General features: G+C 39.3%; 18 protein-coding genes. 16 read left to right on the top strand and 2 right to left on the bottom strand.

Features of this window, described 5'->3' with window-relative positions:
• Positions 1 to 185 precede the first annotated feature (185 nt).
• The 7 genes from dctP to FS458_RS15130 all read left to right on the top strand — a co-directional run bounded on the left by dctP (position 186) and on the right by FS458_RS15130 (position 6,352).
• Positions 186 to 1,457 carry a C4-dicarboxylate transporter DctP gene (gene dctP, locus FS458_RS15160; protein ID WP_144702023.1) on the top strand — a complete coding sequence of 424 codons (1,272 nt, stop codon included), beginning with the start codon at positions 186 to 188 and terminating at the stop codon, positions 1,455 to 1,457.
• Positions 1,458 to 1,543: 86 nt separating this feature from the next.
• Positions 1,544 to 2,611 carry an NAD(P)H-dependent flavin oxidoreductase gene (locus tag FS458_RS15155; protein ID WP_144702020.1) on the top strand — a complete coding sequence of 356 codons (1,068 nt, stop codon included), beginning with the start codon at positions 1,544 to 1,546 and terminating at the stop codon, positions 2,609 to 2,611.
• A gap of 85 nt (positions 2,612 to 2,696) precedes the next feature.
• The gene (locus FS458_RS15150) at positions 2,697 to 2,945 is read left to right on the top strand and encodes a phage holin family protein (RefSeq protein WP_144702017.1); all 249 of its coding nucleotides are present in this window, start codon (positions 2,697 to 2,699) and stop codon (positions 2,943 to 2,945) included.
• 154 nt (positions 2,946 to 3,099) lie between these two features.
• Positions 3,100 to 3,438 carry an RNA polymerase sigma factor gene (locus FS458_RS15145; RefSeq protein WP_144702014.1) on the top strand — a complete coding sequence of 113 codons (339 nt, stop codon included), beginning with the start codon at positions 3,100 to 3,102 and terminating at the stop codon, positions 3,436 to 3,438.
• 245 nt (positions 3,439 to 3,683) lie between these two features.
• Positions 3,684 to 4,937: an L-lactate MFS transporter gene (locus FS458_RS15140; RefSeq protein WP_144702011.1), complete on the top strand. Its 1,254-nt coding sequence runs from the start codon at positions 3,684 to 3,686 to the stop codon at positions 4,935 to 4,937.
• Positions 4,938 to 5,077: 140 nt separating this feature from the next.
• Positions 5,078 to 5,527: a GNAT family N-acetyltransferase gene (locus FS458_RS15135; protein WP_144702008.1), complete on the top strand. Its 450-nt coding sequence runs from the start codon at positions 5,078 to 5,080 to the stop codon at positions 5,525 to 5,527.
• A gap of 189 nt (positions 5,528 to 5,716) precedes the next feature.
• Positions 5,717 to 6,352, top strand: a complete 636-nt coding sequence (locus FS458_RS15130; protein ID WP_144702005.1) for a YrrS family protein — start codon at positions 5,717 to 5,719, stop codon at positions 6,350 to 6,352.
• Positions 6,353 to 6,576: 224 nt separating this feature from the next.
• On the opposite strand, the gene FS458_RS15125 is transcribed toward FS458_RS15130, so the two are convergent.
• Positions 6,577 to 7,338 (bottom strand): class I SAM-dependent methyltransferase, encoded by a 762-nt coding sequence (locus tag FS458_RS15125; protein ID WP_144702002.1) that lies wholly within the window; start codon positions 7,336 to 7,338, stop codon positions 6,577 to 6,579.
• A gap of 252 nt (positions 7,339 to 7,590) precedes the next feature.
• Between FS458_RS15125 and FS458_RS15120 the strand changes: the two genes are divergently transcribed.
• Positions 7,591 to 8,085, top strand: coding sequence for a DinB family protein (locus FS458_RS15120; RefSeq protein WP_144701999.1), 495 nt, complete (start codon positions 7,591 to 7,593; stop codon positions 8,083 to 8,085).
• A 42-nt stretch (positions 8,086 to 8,127) separates the two neighbouring features.
• Positions 8,128 to 8,832, top strand: a complete 705-nt coding sequence (locus FS458_RS15115) for a polysaccharide deacetylase family protein (protein ID WP_144701996.1) — start codon at positions 8,128 to 8,130, stop codon at positions 8,830 to 8,832.
• 50 nt (positions 8,833 to 8,882) lie between these two features.
• On the opposite strand, the gene FS458_RS15110 is transcribed toward FS458_RS15115, so the two are convergent.
• Complete coding sequence (locus FS458_RS15110) at positions 8,883 to 9,335, bottom strand: universal stress protein (RefSeq protein ID WP_144701993.1); 453 nt, start codon at positions 9,333 to 9,335, stop codon at positions 8,883 to 8,885.
• A 160-nt stretch (positions 9,336 to 9,495) separates the two neighbouring features.
• Between FS458_RS15110 and FS458_RS15105 the strand changes: the two genes are divergently transcribed.
• The 7 genes from FS458_RS15105 (at position 9,496) to wecB (ending at position 17,343) form a co-directional block, all read left to right on the top strand.
• Positions 9,496 to 10,785, top strand: coding sequence for a phytoene desaturase family protein (locus tag FS458_RS15105; RefSeq protein WP_144701990.1), 1,290 nt, complete (start codon positions 9,496 to 9,498; stop codon positions 10,783 to 10,785).
• Between the two features lie 3 nt (positions 10,786 to 10,788).
• The gene (locus FS458_RS15100) at positions 10,789 to 11,655 is read left to right on the top strand and encodes an RNA polymerase sigma-70 factor (protein WP_144701987.1); all 867 of its coding nucleotides are present in this window, start codon (positions 10,789 to 10,791) and stop codon (positions 11,653 to 11,655) included.
• A 20-nt stretch (positions 11,656 to 11,675) separates the two neighbouring features.
• Positions 11,676 to 12,239 (top strand): GNAT family N-acetyltransferase, encoded by a 564-nt coding sequence (locus FS458_RS15095; RefSeq protein ID WP_144701984.1) that lies wholly within the window; start codon positions 11,676 to 11,678, stop codon positions 12,237 to 12,239.
• Between the two features lie 14 nt (positions 12,240 to 12,253).
• Complete coding sequence (locus FS458_RS15090; RefSeq protein WP_144701981.1) at positions 12,254 to 12,943, top strand: HAD family hydrolase; 690 nt, start codon at positions 12,254 to 12,256, stop codon at positions 12,941 to 12,943.
• Between the two features lie 300 nt (positions 12,944 to 13,243).
• Positions 13,244 to 14,875 (top strand): M4 family metallopeptidase, encoded by a 1,632-nt coding sequence (locus FS458_RS15085; RefSeq protein WP_144701978.1) that lies wholly within the window; start codon positions 13,244 to 13,246, stop codon positions 14,873 to 14,875.
• A gap of 312 nt (positions 14,876 to 15,187) precedes the next feature.
• Positions 15,188 to 16,084 (top strand): AraC family transcriptional regulator, encoded by an 897-nt coding sequence (locus tag FS458_RS15080; RefSeq protein ID WP_144703685.1) that lies wholly within the window; start codon positions 15,188 to 15,190, stop codon positions 16,082 to 16,084.
• A 119-nt stretch (positions 16,085 to 16,203) separates the two neighbouring features.
• Positions 16,204 to 17,343 (top strand): non-hydrolyzing UDP-N-acetylglucosamine 2-epimerase, encoded by a 1,140-nt coding sequence (gene wecB / locus FS458_RS15075; protein WP_144701975.1) that lies wholly within the window; start codon positions 16,204 to 16,206, stop codon positions 17,341 to 17,343.
• The last annotated feature ends 17 nt before the right edge of the window (positions 17,344 to 17,360 follow it).

Genomic DNA, 17,360 nt, shown 5'->3' with positions numbered 1-17,360 from the left:
AACGTCCAATAAGTTCTTAATATTCTAACAAAATACTGAAAGCGTTATCATTGTTTTTACAAATGGTAGCGTTTTTCTTTGGCTTGTTAAATTGTATGGAAATTGTCTGGGGTCTGACCCCGGGTCAGACCCCAGACAATTTAACTTTCTAAAAATTCATTTTCAAACTCGAAAGGAGAAGAACAATGAAAAGGTTATTTAAGAACTTAACGTTTCAGGTTTTAACGGCTATCGCCGTAGGTGTACTAGTGGGACTCTTCTGGCCAGATTTTGGGAAACAGATGAAACCTGTAGGAGATACATTTATTAATGCTGTGAAGATGGTGATCGCACCGATTATCTTCTTAACGATCGTACTAGGCATCGCTAAAATGGGTGACATGAAAAAGGTAGGTAAAGTTGGAGGGAAAGCTTTCATCTACTTTGAAATTGTTACGACGCTCGCACTTGTTATTGGATTGATCGTTGTTAACGTGTTAAAACCAGGTGCGGGCTTAGACTTTGATAAGCTTGAGAAAGGTGATGTGTCACAATACACGTCTGAAGAAGGCGGTAAGATCGATTGGATCGAATTCGTTACACATATCGTTCCGAGCAACATGGTTGATGCATTTGCTAAAGGTGATATTCTGCAAGTACTATTCTTTTCCATTCTGTTTGGTGTTGGACTTACGGCACTCGGAAACAGCGGAAAGATCATTATCGAATTCTTTGAAAAGTTGCTGAACGTCTTTTTCAAGATCGTCGGTTATATCATGAAAGCTGCGCCACTTGGAGCGTTCGGTGCGATGGCGTTTACAATAGGAAACTATGGACTAGAGTCACTCGTACCGCTCGGTAAGTTAATGATCGCGGTGTATACGACGATGTTCTTCTTTGTTTTTATCGTGTTGAACCTGATTTGTAAGATGTATGGATTCAGTTTGTGGAAGTATTTGAAATTTATAAAAGAAGAGCTCTTGATCGTACTCGGAACAAGTTCTTCAGAATCGGTTCTGCCACGAATGATGAACAAGATGGAGAAGTTCGGATGCTCGAAATCTGTTGTAGGTCTTGTTATACCAACCGGTTATTCTTTCAACTTAGACGGAACAAGCATCTACCTCTCGATGGCAGTCGTATTTTTAGCTCAAGTATTTGGCATCGATCTCAGTCTAACCCAGCAATTAACCATTATCGCTGTATTGATGCTAACGTCTAAAGGTGCAGCCGCAGTTACAGGTGGTGGGTTCATCGTCCTTGCATCTACGCTAACGGCTATGCAAGTCATTCCTGTTGAAGGGTTGGCACTTCTATTAGGAGTTGACCGTTTCATGAGTGAAGCGCGTGCCATTGTAAACTTAATCGGAAACGGAATTGCAACGATCGTGGTATCTAAAAGTGAAAATGAGTTTGACGAAGGTAAAAGTGAAGAAGCCATTCAGGAGATGTACGAAAATAGAAAAATTGCAGTTTAATGGAGGGAAGAGCTTTAGTCGAAACAGACTAGAGCTCTATCTTTTTGTTATGCTATTTAAAAAGCAGGAAATGGAGGAAGATACGTATGATCTGCAGCATGCTCAATATTAAATATCCAATCATACAAGCGGGTATGGCGGGTGGCCCAACAATACCTAAATTAGTAGCAGAAGTAAGTGAAGCAGGAGCATTAGGAACACTTGGTGCAGGATATATGAGTCCTCAACAAATTAAAACGGCTTTAAAAAAAATTCAGCAACTCACACGATCTCCCATTGCTGTGAATCTGTTTCTCCCCGAGCCCGAGACACATAAAATGGACGAGGAAGCTATTCAAGCGATGCAGCAACACTTGAATACATACCGTTCAAAACTTGGAATACCTGAAGTTCATGACATTCCAGATGTGGAGAATTTATTTAAGAAACAGCTCGCCACCGTGATCGAAGCGGGCGTTAAAATAGTTAGTTTTACATTTAATGCGCCGTCTAAAAGATTAGTAGAAGACTTACATGCATTAGAAATGGTTGTTATCGCAACGGCAACTTCTGTTAAAGAAGCGATTCACCTTGAATCCAATGGTGTAGATCTTATCGTTGCACAGGGTGCTGAGGCAGGCGGGCATAGAGGTACATTCTTAAATGGTGAAAGTGAATCTATGATCGGCACGATGGCTCTTGTTCCACAAGTAGTAGACGCTGTTTCATGTCCGGTTGTGGCAGCGGGGGGCATCATGGATGGTAGGGGAATGGCAGCAGCACTAACTTTAGGTGCCTCAGCTGTTCAGCTGGGCACAGCATTTTTGACAGTTAAAGAGAGCGGAGCAAATACCATTCACAAACAGACCATCCTATCTAGTCGTGATACTGACACGAAAATAAAAAAAGTTTTCTCTGGAAAAAGTGCGAGAGGTCTTAAGAATAAGATGATGATAGACTTAGAGAGTCATATTCGTGATTTGCCTCCTTATCCACTGCAGCATATGTTAACGTCTGATATTAGAAGAGAAGCAGCTAATCAAGGAAATAAAGAAATGATGTCCATGTGGGCTGGTCAAGCATCTGCTCTAGCGCAAGTAAGGTCTGCTGGTGATTTAGTGAGAAGTTTAATCAATCAATGTGACACTGCACTCGAAAAAGCTACATGGAGATAATATTTTTACGTAACGGTCTATTTTCATCCAAGTTTTAATAAAATTTGTATTAGCTATACAAATTTTATCGATTGGGGTGGAAATCATGGATTTTATGACCGATTTTGCACCGTACATTGGTTTAGCTGTGGTTTTATATGCCATTCGTCATACGGATCGTTTTTCGAACAAGTATATCCCCATTGTTGCAGTTGTCCTAGGCGTTCTTTATGCCTTTTGGGAAGCGGGGGCTGCTACACCAGAAGCTACATTAGTCGGATTAAAATACGCACTTCTTGGGATAGGAACAGTTGCAGGTATAAAATATTCAGTAGAGAAAAATCTAAAAAAATAAGTGTTAATTAAAACAGTGCTTGAAATTCAAGTGCTGTTTTTTTGTTGTACAAAATATATATGAATATTCAACAAGTGTTGTGTTCAATGTTTAACACCTTTAATTTATGGGAATTGGAAATTAACAAAGGAAGTAACAGGAGGGTGTTGCTGAAATGAACTTACGACATGACCTTGATAGCAAAATATTGACCAGATTGCTACATAAGGATTCTAGTGCCTTAAAACAAATGGTCGATTCATATAGCACACTTTTATATCAAGTTGCCCTCCGAATTACTGGTGATAAGCGTGTGGCTGAACAAGTATTGTGCGAAGTATTTCGCGATCTATGGGAAAACCCAAACCAATACACAAAAATAAAAGACAAATTTCTTTCCAGTTATCTGATTAAACTATGTAAATTAAAATGTGTCGATCGCGAAGAAATTCATATCACCCGGCTATTATCTAAAAAGTCAAAAAATTATGTTGCGAATAACGCAACGATTTGATATTATAAAAACGCTTACAACTAATGTGAGAAGTAATGGAGAAAATACACGATCTGTACTTTTTCTATTCTACTTTTGATGATGAATGGACGCTCTGCACGAGTATGTAGAGCTTTTAGGCAACATTCTACAATGGACTTATTTGAAAAAATAAGTACTTTTGAATGTTGTCTTTTTTTGTGCCTTACATTAGGGTAAGTTTCATGAATGTTTAACTTTATTAACTTTATAGGGGGGAAATAAGGATGAAAAAGTCTAAAAATCGGTGGCTCATTGCTTTATCAGCGGTAGGAATACATATTTCCATTGGATCGGTATATGCTTGGAGCAACTTCACGAATCCACTGATCGAGAAATTTGGGTGGACAGCTTCACAAGTGCAGATGACGTTCAGTATCGCTATCCTATTCTTAGGTTTGTCTGCAGCTTTTTTAGGACATTTTGTTGAAAAACATGGTCCAAAGAAAGCAGGTTTGCTTGCAGCCATTTTCTTTGGATTAGGAATTGCTGGATCTGGTCTTGCAGTCAATATCGGCTCGTTAACGATGCTTTATATCTTTTATGGTGTACTTGGTGGAATCGGGCTTGGAGTAGGTTATATTGCACCTGTTTCTACACTGATCAAATGGTTTCCCGATCGTCGTGGGCTAGCAACAGGACTTGCTATCATGGGATTTGGTTTCGCAGCAGCGGTCAGTTCGCCTATTATGGACGTACTTATTAAATCTGTTGGTATTGCAAACACATTCTACATTTTAGGAATTGCTTACTTTGCTGTAATGACATTGTCCTCTCTTTATTTGGAAAAACCAGAAGAAGGATGGCTTCCTGCTGGGTTTAAAGAGAATGTAGAGAGCGGAAAAGTGAAAATTAAACAAGACCTCTCACAACTAACAGCAAACGAAGCTGTAAAAACACGCCGTTTTTATTATTTGTGGATCATGCTATTCATTAATGTTACATGTGGTATCGCCATTCTTTCTGCAGCAAAACCTCTAGCTGAAGAGAGTATTGGATTAACAACTGCTGAAGCTGCGGCACTAGTGGGCGTTTTAGGATTGTTCAACGGTTTTGGTCGAATTGGATGGGCATCCATTTCAGACTACATCGGGCGACCTAATACTTATACGACATTTTTCGTTTTGCAGATCGCTCTCTTTTTCATGTTGCCACAAACGTCATCATCCATTCTTTTTCAGGTGATGCTCGCTGTTATCTATACGTGTTACGGTGGAGGTTTCGCATCGATTCCAGCCTACATTGGTGACCTATTTGGAACGAAACAGGTTGGAGCGATTCATGGTTATATTCTAACGGCTTGGGCAGCAGCTGGTCTTGCAGGTCCATTATTCGCTGCGTGGATTAAGGACACAACAGGTTCTTACGCGAACAGTTTAACATTCTTTTCTGGATTGTTTATAGTTGCGCTCATCGTATCCATACTAGTCCGTTTTGATATGAAAAAGCTCGCCGCAAAACAAGAAAAGTCCGTAGCCTAACTTTAAACGAAATGCAGTGTCTTCAGTAATGGGAAGACACTGTTTTTTATCACGTTTGAGCTATCATTAGATTCTATATCTTCATTAAATGAGATATTATGGTATAATTGGAAATGTAACTTACAATCAAAGGAGAACTTATGACACAAAAACAAGTGACGATCGCAGAACTGAACGCAGAAAATTGGTACGAATGCTGCTTTTTAGAAGTAGCAGATGATCAAGTGAGCCATATTGAACCTAACGCCGTTTCTATCGCTCAATCAAAATTTGAACCAACCTTAAAGCCTTACGCTATTCTATTGGAAGGTAACACAGTTGGATTTCTTATGTTCAACTCCATGAAAGAAGAATTGGATGGGTATTGGATCTATCGAATTATGATCGATAAAAATTACCAGAAAAAAGGTATTGGTAAGATCGCAACACAGTTGATGATTGAAGAAATGAAGACTTTATTAGATGCTAATGTAATTGTAGTGGGTTATCATCCTGAGAATAAGGGTGCTCATCAATTGTATGAGAGCTTAGGGTTTGTTGATAAGGGTGATAGATTTGGAAAAGAAATGGCTGTTGTATTAGAGGTATAATACATAACTTGTGTTGGCAAAAACTTCTGAAATCTTTGGTCACCCTCAAATTTTTAGTGAATCCCTTCGAATAATTAATGTTGAGTATATAAAAGTTTTAAATGTTAGAACTCTAATCTTTATTAGAGTTCTTTTTGTTTTGTTTCATCACGAGAGGGAACGTTTGATATGAAGGAGTGGTTGTAATAGATGAGAAGATCAGAACGCAAGAAGTCAAACAAGAGAAATATTGTATTATACAGTGCGTTAGGAGCTGTTCTTTTAGCGTTATTATTCTTGCCAAAAGATGCGCTGCTGATGGGCAGTGAAGAAGAGCCAAAGAAAGAGGAAGCAAATAAAGAACCAAAACATAAAGTGGTAAAACTTCAGCCTGATAACGAAAGTGCTTATGAAGAAGAACGTGAAGAAAAAGAACCAAACAACAAGGAGAAAACCAAGAAACAAGAACCATCTGAAGAAATTGGCATAGATCCTGAAAAAGAAGCAGATAAAAAGGAAAAAGCAGAAAAAGCTGAAGCGGAAAAGAAAAAACAACAAGCTTCAGGTGACAAACCAGTTCTAAACGAACCAATTGGTACTTCTCAAACAGGACCTCATACATCAAGTTATGATGAAGGCAGTGTAGACTGGAATGAAAAACTAAAAGCGATTCGTCTGGCTACAGGTCTTGATGAAAACATGACGGTGTGGAAAATCGCAAATGGTGGTGGCCCACAGAAATCAGTTGCAGAAGTCAGTCCGAATAAACAGCCAAATGAAAAATACACGGTTAACCTTGAGTGGGTCGATGAAAAAGGCTGGATGGTAACCAGTGTTCAGAAGTAGTTTCTGAATAAGTGGACAGTAAAATGTTGAAAATGGACAGTAAATGAAGACAAGTGGACAGTAAAACCTCAAAAGTGGACAGTAAAAATAGAAAACTGGACAGTATTTTGAATGAACTGGACAGTAAAGCTCTATCTTCCAAACAATCCAACAGAACATTGTCAAGAAAAGCTGGCTCAGCGCGTTCAAAGCGAACGATTGCTGTGCCAGCTTTTTAACTTTCCTTATTTTTTCCTCGCTTTTATTAGAAAACGATGCTGTTTCACTTCAAAGTATCCATTCATTTGGATCAGTTCATGAATGTGATGCAGCTTTTCTACAGAATCTTCGAGTTGGAACTCTGGTACCTGCCAAGGTATTGCATCTAAATAATAGAGCAAGGCACCAATATCATAAAAGCGCTGAACAGGGAATTCTTCTTTCGCTTCTAAGATCTCAAATCCATTTTCCAGGAGTTCATTTTCAGCAAAACGTAAATTCCAATGTGAAAATTCTTCATTAATAGGATAGCCAAGCATAGTATTAATCTCAGCACAATCTGAACCGCCGACTTGTTGTGTGAGAAAGATTCCACCATCAGTTAATGTGCGCTTTACTTCAAGTGGAGAATAGGATTCGTGTTTATTAATGATAAGGTCAAACGTCTGATCTTCAAAAGGAAGAAGATCGTCGTCACCGATCTGAAAGACTTTTACTCCAAGAGGTTCAAGACGTTCTCTTGCGATTGGAACGTTTGGCAGATACCCTTCTGTTGCACAAACTACTGCTGGAAACGGTTGAAGTTTGGACAAAAGCTCTCCACCTCCAGTGCCCATGTCAAGCATCGATGACACTTTTCCAATGAGAGGGGTCACCATACTGCCATATGACCAAGAAAGCATTCCACTTGCCATCCGACCAGATTCAGTTATATATGAAAAATCCCACCCTGAGAATGGTTTGTTAACTTCCTTAATATACATTTCAAAATCTACATCACGTTTCATACGTGCACCTCCAAAAGTTTATACTTAAATGATGAGTCTACCCATTTTGTTGGAGGGCCCCTAGCGGAATAGCCGTTTTATATCTCGTGCTCGAAATGATTCATCATGTGTTCTCCTCATACCAGCATAATGTCTTATTAAAAAATTCTTCAAAACAATCCCAGTTCCTTCCTGATTCTGAAAATTAGAGGGAATCTTGTCGAGTTGTCGAAAATAGGCAAAGAAGTAAGAGTGAGAATAAGGGAGGGCATTATGACACATCATGCTATGAAAATGTACGATTATCACGTTTGGGCGAACAAGGAGTTATTCCATCGGTTATCAGAACTTGGAAATGATGTGTATCATCAGACAGTGCAGAGTGTTTTCCCATCCATCTCGAAAGTAGTTTCACATATGTACATTGTTGATCAGCTTTGGTTTCATATCATTTCAGGGACTAGTATGGCAGATGCACTCGAGATTGAAAAAGTAGAGTCAGATACAAAGAGTATTGAGGAGATCATTACGATGTATAACGAATTAACCAATCAATATAGTGAATTTCTTAACAATGGAGTCGATTTGGACAAAGAGCTAATTCTTGATACGCCATGGGCGGGAAGAAGAGAGACGAGTATCTCTGAGATGTTGCTGCATATCACGACTCATGGTGCCTATCATCGGGGTAATATTACAGCTATGCTGCGTCAGAATGGTTACAGCTCAGTTACTACAGATTTAACGAGTTTTTGGTATTCTTATTAATCATACCTACAAATAGTTCTATACATAAATGAGGAGAAATGAATGAAGAAAATAGTCATATACGTAAGCGTGGCGATCTTCCTATTGATCGGATTGGGGTACAGCGGTTTAAAGTTAAGCAGTTCGAGAAACTTTCAATTTTTTGGAGGTTTAGTAACAAGTGCAGATACTGCTGAAAAAGTAGTTGCCTTAACATTTGATGATGGCCCAACAGATAACACCGATGAAATTTTGTCGATTTTAAAAGAAGAGGGCGTTAAAGCTACTTTTTTTGTAACTGGCAGGGAGATTGAAGAGAACCTGAAAGAAGCAAAAGAAATAGTGGCAGAAGGACATGAGCTTGGAAACCATTCTTATTCTCATGAACGAATGGTTTTGAAAACACCGTCTTATATTCGTAATGAGATTGAGTCAACAGATAAGCTGATTCGAAAAGCAGGATACGAGGGGAAGATTCACTTTCGCCCACCATATGGGAAAAAATTGATCGGACTGCCGTACTACTTAGATAAACATGATCGAAAGACAATCCTTTGGAACATTGAGCCGGAAACATACCCAGAAATAGCATCTGATTCTACAAAAATAGTGAAGCATGTGAGTCGAAATATTCAGCCTGGCTCAATCATCCTGCTGCACGTGATGTATGACAGCCGCACAGAATCGATGAAATCTGTTAAAGGTATCATTACGGATTTGAAGGCAAAGGGCTATACGTTCAAAACAGTGTCTGAAATGATTCAATAAAATAGAGGAGCCCATCTTTTAAAGAGGGGGCTCCTGAAACGAATTAATTGTTATTTAGAAACAAGTACAGGTTGATGTGCGTTAGAAACAACTTTTTGACTAACGCTTCCTAAGAATAGTTTTTTAAATCCGCTATGGCCACGATTACCAATGACGATGAGATCGATGTTATGGCTATCCGCATAACCACAAATGGTAGTAGTCGGGTCACCATGCAAAATGGCTGTCGTTGTCTTTATTTGATGATCCACACGTCCTAACGCTCTGTTTAGGATTTCTTCACCATGACTTTGCTCCAAAATTTCTGCTTCTCTTACTTCTACTGCTGAACTCGCTACTCGGCCTGGATGTACGCCACCATACAATGGCAGAACTATTTCATTGGTCACATAAAGTAACGTTAACTCAGCCCCTGTATGCCGTGCAATCTCATTACCATTGTGTAGAGCGGTGTAACTTCCTTCAGAGCCATCAAAAGCAACCAGAATCTTGGTATATAACATCACGTTGATCTCCTTTCTTGCAGATTTGGCAACTTGAATGAAAATGTCACCTTATAAAACCATTACCCCCTGATATTCTATGTAAACAAAATACAGATTTCTGTCACAAAACAAACGCCAGTATCGTCATGTTTGTAAAATCAGAAAGTGGTGATTATACATGAATACATTTGATGTGGCGATTGTTGGTGGCGGAATAGCCGGTTTAACTTCTGCCGTATATTTAGCACAAGCAGGAAAGTCTGTCTTAGTACTAGAGAAAGCTAGCCAATTAGGAGGTCGTGCACAAACCATCTCAAAAAACGGAGCACTATTTAACTTAGGTGGGCATGCATTATATAGAGGGGGAGCGGCTGAAGAGATTTTAAATGAGTTAGAAGTAAATGTATCTGGGGCAGTTCCTGATACCAATGGATACGCGATCTGGAATGATAAACTTTTTGAACTGCCAGGATCATTAGGTGCAATGTTCAAAACAAAACTTTTAACATGGTCTAACAAGACGGAATTGGTAAGAGTGATGTTAAAGCTTAAAACGATTGACGCTGCATCGATCCCTCATATGAGTTTACGAGAATGGGCTGAGAAAGAAATTAAAAATCCTATGGTCCGTAACATCTTTTACGCATTGACCAGAACATCAACATATTGCATAGATTACGATCAACTATTAGCGAATACAGCTATCCAACAAGTTCAACAAGGTCTGAAAGGAGTCCTCTATGTAAACAATGGTTGGCAATCCATCGTTGAAAGTCTTCGCAATAAGGCTTTGACTGCTGGAGTAACCATTTATACAAACAAGAAGATTTCTTCTATTGATTATGGAATTACACATCAACTCTTCTGTTCAGATGGAGATACCTTCGAAGTTTCAAATGTACTATTAACAATAGGATCTGAGCAATCAATGAAATTGGTGAAGAATGCAGAAGGGACATTGCTAGAAAAGTGGAGTCAGCAAGCTTCTCCCGTATATGCTGCATGCCTAGACGTAGCTTTGAAAAGACTCCCTAAATCAAATCATCATTTTGCGATAGGAATTGATCAGCATATTCTGTTCTCTAATCACTCTCGAGCGTGCTCATTAAGCGAGGATGGGAAGAATGTTATTCAATTAATTAAATATTTAGGAACTAATAAAGAGCGCAGTGCAGATTGTCATAGAAAAGAGCTTGAAAGTATTCTTGATCTCATGCAGCCGGAGTGGAGAAAAGAACTTGTAGCTCAACAGTTTTTACCAAGAATGATAGTGGTGCAAGATATGATTAGCATCAAAGACACTCAATATTTTGGTCCGAGTATACCTGAAATACCAGGACTCTACATTGCAGGAGACGGTGCAGGACATGGAGAAATGTTGGTGGACGCAGCATTTGCTAGTGCTAAAAGAGCAGCAAAAGCTATTGAACAGAATATAGGATTAAATCGTTTGCGAAAGGAGGCTTAATGGATGAATGATGTTCAAACTGAGCTTCTTTTTACAACATATAAACCCCTCTTGTTTTCATTAGCATATAGAATGCTAGGAAGTGTGCAAGATGCGGAAGATATCGTGCAAGATGCGTATATTACTTGGAGTGAACAAGAAATGGATCTTGTTCAGAACCCAAAAGCTTATCTTTGTAAAATCGTCACGAATCGCTGTTTGGATCTGCTTAGGTCTGCTCGTAAACAACGAGAAACATATGTAGGACCCTGGCTTCCGGAGCCTTTATTAGCAGAGAATAAAGAAGACCCAGCGTTACAATATGTAATGAAAGAATCTCTTTCTACCGCATATTTACTTTTATTAGAGCAGCTATCAGAAACGGAACGTGCTGTATTTTTACTTCGTGAAGTTCTAGAGTATGATTATCGTTTTATCTCAGAAATGGTCGGAAAAAGTAGTTCAAACTGCAGACAAATTTTTCACCGTGCAAAAAAGGCGATAGGCAATCATACTACTTCTACGATGTCACCTCCAAAAGCTTCCGCACTAACTGAACAGTTCGTAGCAGCAGTAGTTTCAGGAAATGTAAGTAATCTATTAAATCTGCTTGCCGTAGATGCAAAGCTCATTTCAGATGGTGGAGGGAAAATAAAAGCTGCTCTCGTTCCAATCCTTGGAGCAGAGCGGATCTCACGCTTCTATATGGGAATCATGGCAAAAACAACGGAAGACTTTTCATTCAAATATACGAATGTTAACGGCGAACCAGGCATTGTACTGTATGTGGAACAACAAGTATTTGGTGTTCTGTCCTTACAGATTAAGAATGACTTAATACAAACGATATATTGGGTAGTAAACCCTGACAAACTTACTCACATTACCTAACAGATACTCGGAGGTACACTTTGAAACCAATTTTAATAAATTTTCCAACTGAATTTACAACAGATCGACTGCTAATTCGTATGCCAAAGCCTGGAGATGGCAAAGCGATGTTTGAAGCTATTCATGCTTCACTAGATGAATTAAAGCCTTGGCTACCTTTTGCCCATTTTGATCAAACAGAGGAAGATGTAGAAGTTAATATTCGGGAAGCGCATTTGAAGTTTTTAAGCAGGGAAGATTTAAGATTGCTCGTATTTTTAAAGGACAGCGGGAACTTGATTGCTTCATCAGGATTACACCGTATTAATTGGGAAATTCCAAAGTTCGAGATTGGATATTGGATTGATACTCGCTATGCAGGAAAAGGATATATGACAGAAGCTGTTAATGGAATTACTGATTTTGCTGTTAAGGAGCTTAAAGCACGAAGGGTTGAGATCCGTTGTGACACACGTAATACGAAAAGTGCAGCCATCCCTGAACAGTTAGGATTTACATTGGAAGGTATTCTACGCAATGATTCATTGGAGATTGGTTCAACAACAAGCCTTCGAGATACTAGTGTATATGCAAAGATTTTTTAATAGGGGGAGAAACCTTGGTTAAAGCAGTTTTCTTTGATCTGTATGAAACGTTGATTACGGAATGGAAAGATGGACGTAAGAAAGCCAAGTATTCTATCGAACCTTTAGGATTAGATAAAGGTATTTTTAAAGCAGAGTGGGATCTAAGAAGAGAGCTTAGAATGAATGGAACGTTTCCAGATCACCAGAGTGTGTTAAGAGATATTTTAGATTCACAAGGGATTACACCAAACGTAGAAGCTATTGAGTACGTTCACCTAGAAAGATTGTCAGCTAAGAGCATTCCTTTTCAAGAGATCGATTCTCAAGTGATAGAACTGCTTCAAACTTTAAAATCTAATGGTCTGAAGCTCTGTCTGATCTCAAATGCTGCTCCTGAAGAAGTGGATGCATGGGAAACATCTGAACTGCCTGACTATTTTGATGAAGTAATTTTCTCCTATGAGGCTCGAGTTGCCAAACCGCAAAAAGAAATCTATCAATTAGCTTGTAAAAAGGTTGGTGTAACTCCAGAAGAATCTATATTTATTGGTGACGGCGGATCTGACGAGTTAGAGGGAGCAACTGAAGCAGGAATGACAGCACTTCAAGCGACCTGGTTTTTACCATCTGTGATCAGTGAGAGAATTACAGGCTATCCAAAGCTAAAAAAACCACATGACTTACTGCTTCATGAGAGCATAAAGTCCAATACAGTCTATTAATCTAGAACTAGCACTAATTATTGTGCTAGTTCTCTTTGTTTTGTTTTTTTTATGATAGATTTCTTTTATATTATGGTAAAAGTACATCAACACATTAAGTGTAAGTGCAAATTTAATCATTTACAATTTTCAGGTAAAAAAGAACTACAAAGAAAATATGCCATCAGACACTATGATTTGATTTCCTATTTTTTACGCTAGTAACAACTAATTAACTTTCTGAAAATTCATATAAATCGAGTTTAAGAGGTGATATGATGTTGCATACAAAGTAAATAAAAGGAAATTGGAGGCGTGACAATGACAAAGAAAAAGTGGGTTGCAATGGGGATTGCGGCAACATTAATAACTGGTGCGTTCGGACCATCAGCAATGGCTGCGACAGAACAAGTAAAAGTGAAAGTAAGCAGTGATTCTGGAACTCCAGCATTTCTAGCAGGTAAGTTATCTTCAAAATCAAATGCTTCTGCACAAAAGGTACTGTTTGATTATGTGGACAGTCATAAATCAATCTTTAAATTAGGAAATACAACAGCAGAAGACTCATTCTCTATTGTAGAGAGTACAAAAGAAGCAAACGGGAATACGGTTCTAAGACTTCAGCAAGAATACAACGGTGTTCCTATTTGGGGCTATACCCAAGTAGCACACATTAATAAAAGCGGTGAACTTACCGTGATCTCAGGTGAAGTTGCTCCAGAGATGGACAAGCAATCGAAATTAACGAGCGCAAAGCAGATCAGTGGGAAAAAAGCAGTAGGCATCGCAACAGCAGCACTGGGTCTAAAACCTGAATTTGAGAAAAAGCCAAAAGCAGAAAAAATCGTGCTGATGAAAGATGGTAAAGCGCATTTTGCTTATTTTGTAAACTTAAACTATTTAACACCTGAGCCGGGGAACTGGAACTATTTTATTGATGCACAGTCAGGTGAGATCCTAAATCGTTATAATGACATGCACGAAGTAACAGGAACGAACACGAATGGAACAGGAAAAGGTGTATTAGGGGATTCAAAAACACTGAACCTCACATTATCCAGCGGAAAGTATTATATGCAAGATAATACGCGTGGAAACGGGATCTTTACTTATGATATGAAGAACCGTACGTTCCTGCCTGAATTCTTCTTGCCGGGAACACTATACAGTGGAACAGACAATGTATTTGACAGCTCATACGATCAAGCAGTTGTTGATGCTCATTACTTTGCTGGTTTAACCTACGACTATTATAAAAATACACATGGACGTAATTCTTATGATAATAGAGGAGCACAGATTAAATCATCTGTTCACTTTAATAAAAACTACAATAATGCTTTTTGGAACGGTTCACAAATGGTATACGGAGACGGTGATGGTACGAACTTTATCGCCTTCTCTGGAGGAATTGATGTAGTTGCTCATGAATTGACGCATGCGGTAACAGATACGAGTTCAGATCTTGTCTATCAAAACGAGTCAGGTGCATTGAACGAAGCGATGTCTGATATTTTTGGAACACTAGTAGAGTATTATAACGGTAAAAATCCTGACTTTGAGATTGGTGAAGACGTGTATACGCCTGCCGTAGCGGGAGATGCCCTTCGCTCAATGTCAGATCCAGCGAAATACCAAGATCCTGATCACTATTCTGTTCGCTATACAGGAACTGGTGATAACGGAGGAGTTCATATCAACAGCGGAATCATCAATAAAGCAGCCTACCTCTTAAGCGAAGGGGGCAGTCATTATGGCGTTTCCGTTACGGGAATCGGAAGGGACAAGCTAGGCGCAATCTTCTATCGTATGAACACGGTATATTTAACGTCATCTTCAAACTTCAGTCAGGCGAGAGCAGCGGCAGTCCAGTCTGCAACAGATCTATATGGTGCCTCCTCTCAAGCGGTAACGTCAGTAAACCAAGCATTTAATGCAGTAGGCATTCAATAAATATTGATATAGCTAGAACCATGTTTGGTGGTTCTAGCTTTTTCTATGGTGTAGTAGTGAAAGTGGAGCATTACAGAGTTGTGGATTGGTTGGCAGAACTTTTGGATTAGAAGCTAGCACTCGTGGATTGGCAGCCGAAACTCGTGGGATGACTGTCAAAATTCCTGGATTGAAAGCTCAACCTCATGAAATTAACCCTCATTAGGAGGGCTGCTCCTGTCGATATAGAATAAGTAAATCGATAACTTAGCAAAAAAGGTTAAGAACGAATGAATGTTCGTGTATATGATGGAAGAAGGGTAGGTGATGGAGATGGATTATGAAGTTTGCATTCAGCGGACACTTGACTATATTGAAGAGAATTTGCAGGAACGCATTACACTAGAGGAGCTTGCAGAGCTCGCTTGCTTCTCGCCTTTTCATTATCATCGGGTGTTTCAGTTTCTTGTTGGTGAGTCGGTCATGGAATATGTGCGGAAGCGACGGCTTTCACACGCGGCACAACGATTATTGCAATCTGACGAAAAAGTGATTGATATCGCATTTGATCTAGGGTTTCAGTATCATGAGTCGTTCAATCGTGCGTTTAAGAAATATTATGGCCAATCACCGCGAGAGTATCGCAGTGCAACTGTTCATCCTGCCTCTCTTCATCAGAAAGCTTACCTGAATATGAGTCGCTATATTGGAGGAATGAATATGGAAATGAAACTCATTAAAAAACCAGCACTCCACATCATCGGGTATGACTTAAACACACGTAACACAGACGGTGAAAACAATAGAGAAATTCCGAAGTTTTGGCAGCACTATATACAAAACAACCTCGGTGCTAAGATTCCAAATCCACTTTACAAAAACCAAGAACTTGGACTGTGCACAGAATACAACACAACAACGGGAGAGTTTGTTTACATGATTGGTATGGAAGTGGCTGAAGGAACACCAGCTCCAGAAGATATGTCCTATCGAACCTTCCCTGAAATGGAGTACGCTGTTTTCACAACCCCAAAAGCATCAGAGGAGAACTTCGTGCCATCCATTCAGCAAACATGGGTTGAGATCTTCTCAAAGTGGTTCCCAGACTCAGGGTATGAGCATGACGGGAAAGTAGAATTCGAGCTGTATGACCAGCGCTGCTATGGTCAGGAAAATAAGCAAATTGATATTTATATTCCTGTTGTGAAAAAAGCTGTAAAAGTTAGATAACACAAAAAACACCCTTTTGCTCACGTTAGCAAAAAGGGTGTTTTTTGTGGGGAAAACGAATGAAACCTGTGTGTTGTACATATTTTGTTAAAAGGGAGAATAAGGAAGAAGGAGAGTCTATGAAAATTGTAACTGTGATTGGAACGAGACCTGAAGGCATAAAGATGGCACCGGTCCTTCATCGTTTACAAAAAGATGAGCGACTCGAAAGTATACTCGTCAATACAGCTCAGCACAGAGAAATGCTCGATCAAATTCTAGAATTGTTTGAGCTGAGAGTTGATTACGATTTGAACATTATGAAGAGTGAGCAGACGCTTGAGAGTATCAGTTCTGAGATCTTAAATAAACTATCCGTCATTTTGGAACTCGAAAAACCAGACCTTGTTTTGGTACACGGTGATACGACAACAGCTTACATGAGTGCGTATGCAGCATTTTTAAAACAAATACCCATCGCGCACGTAGAAGCAGGTCTTCGTACATCAAATTTATTTGCACCATTTCCGGAAGAGGGAAACAGGCGGCTGATCGCACAACTGGCGACATATCATTTTGCAGCAACAGAATTAAACAGAAATAACTTATTGAGGGAAAACATCGCTGCATCAACCATTCAAGTGGTGGGCAATACAGTCATTGATGCGCTATATCAAGTGCTGATGAATAGAAAACAAATACCGGATGATATTGAACAGCTGTTAAAGAGCAAGAAAAAGTTAATTGTAGTGACCGCTCACCGCAGAGAAAACATAAGGCATTTACAGGGGATATTTGAAGCGATTAAAAAAATATTGAGAAAACATCCAGATGTCGAAGTGATCTTTCCTGTTCATAAAAATCCGCAAATCAGACGCAAAGTAAACAAAGCATTTCAGTTAGAGGGCAGGATGCATATTGTTGATCATCTTTCCTATAACGTTTTCGTACACGTATTAAAACAGGCGTATCTGATTTTGACCGATTCAGGGGGCATTCAGGAAGAAGCGGCAGCTCTGATAAAACCTGTTTTAGTGATGAGGGAGGAAACAGAAAGAAAAGAAGGAGTATCTTCTGGAATTCTAAAAGTCATTGGTGTAAGTCCTGCAGTCATTTTTGAGGAAGTTCAACAGCTGTTAGGAGATGAGCAGCGTTATAAAAAAATGACAATGAGCGTGAACCCATTCGGTGATGGAAAAGCAAGTGAGCGAATACATGACTTTATCACATCATCCGATATTGCTAAGTCTGTAAAACGTAAAAAAATCAAATCCATGTAGGGCGATTAACCAAGCGG

The organism is Fictibacillus phosphorivorans, from assembly GCF_007673525.1.
Classification (GTDB): domain Bacteria; phylum Bacillota; class Bacilli; order Bacillales; family Fictibacillaceae; genus Fictibacillus; species Fictibacillus phosphorivorans_C.
The sequence above is the reverse complement of the archived record's forward strand: the minus strand, read 5'-3'. Positions and strand labels throughout refer to the sequence as shown.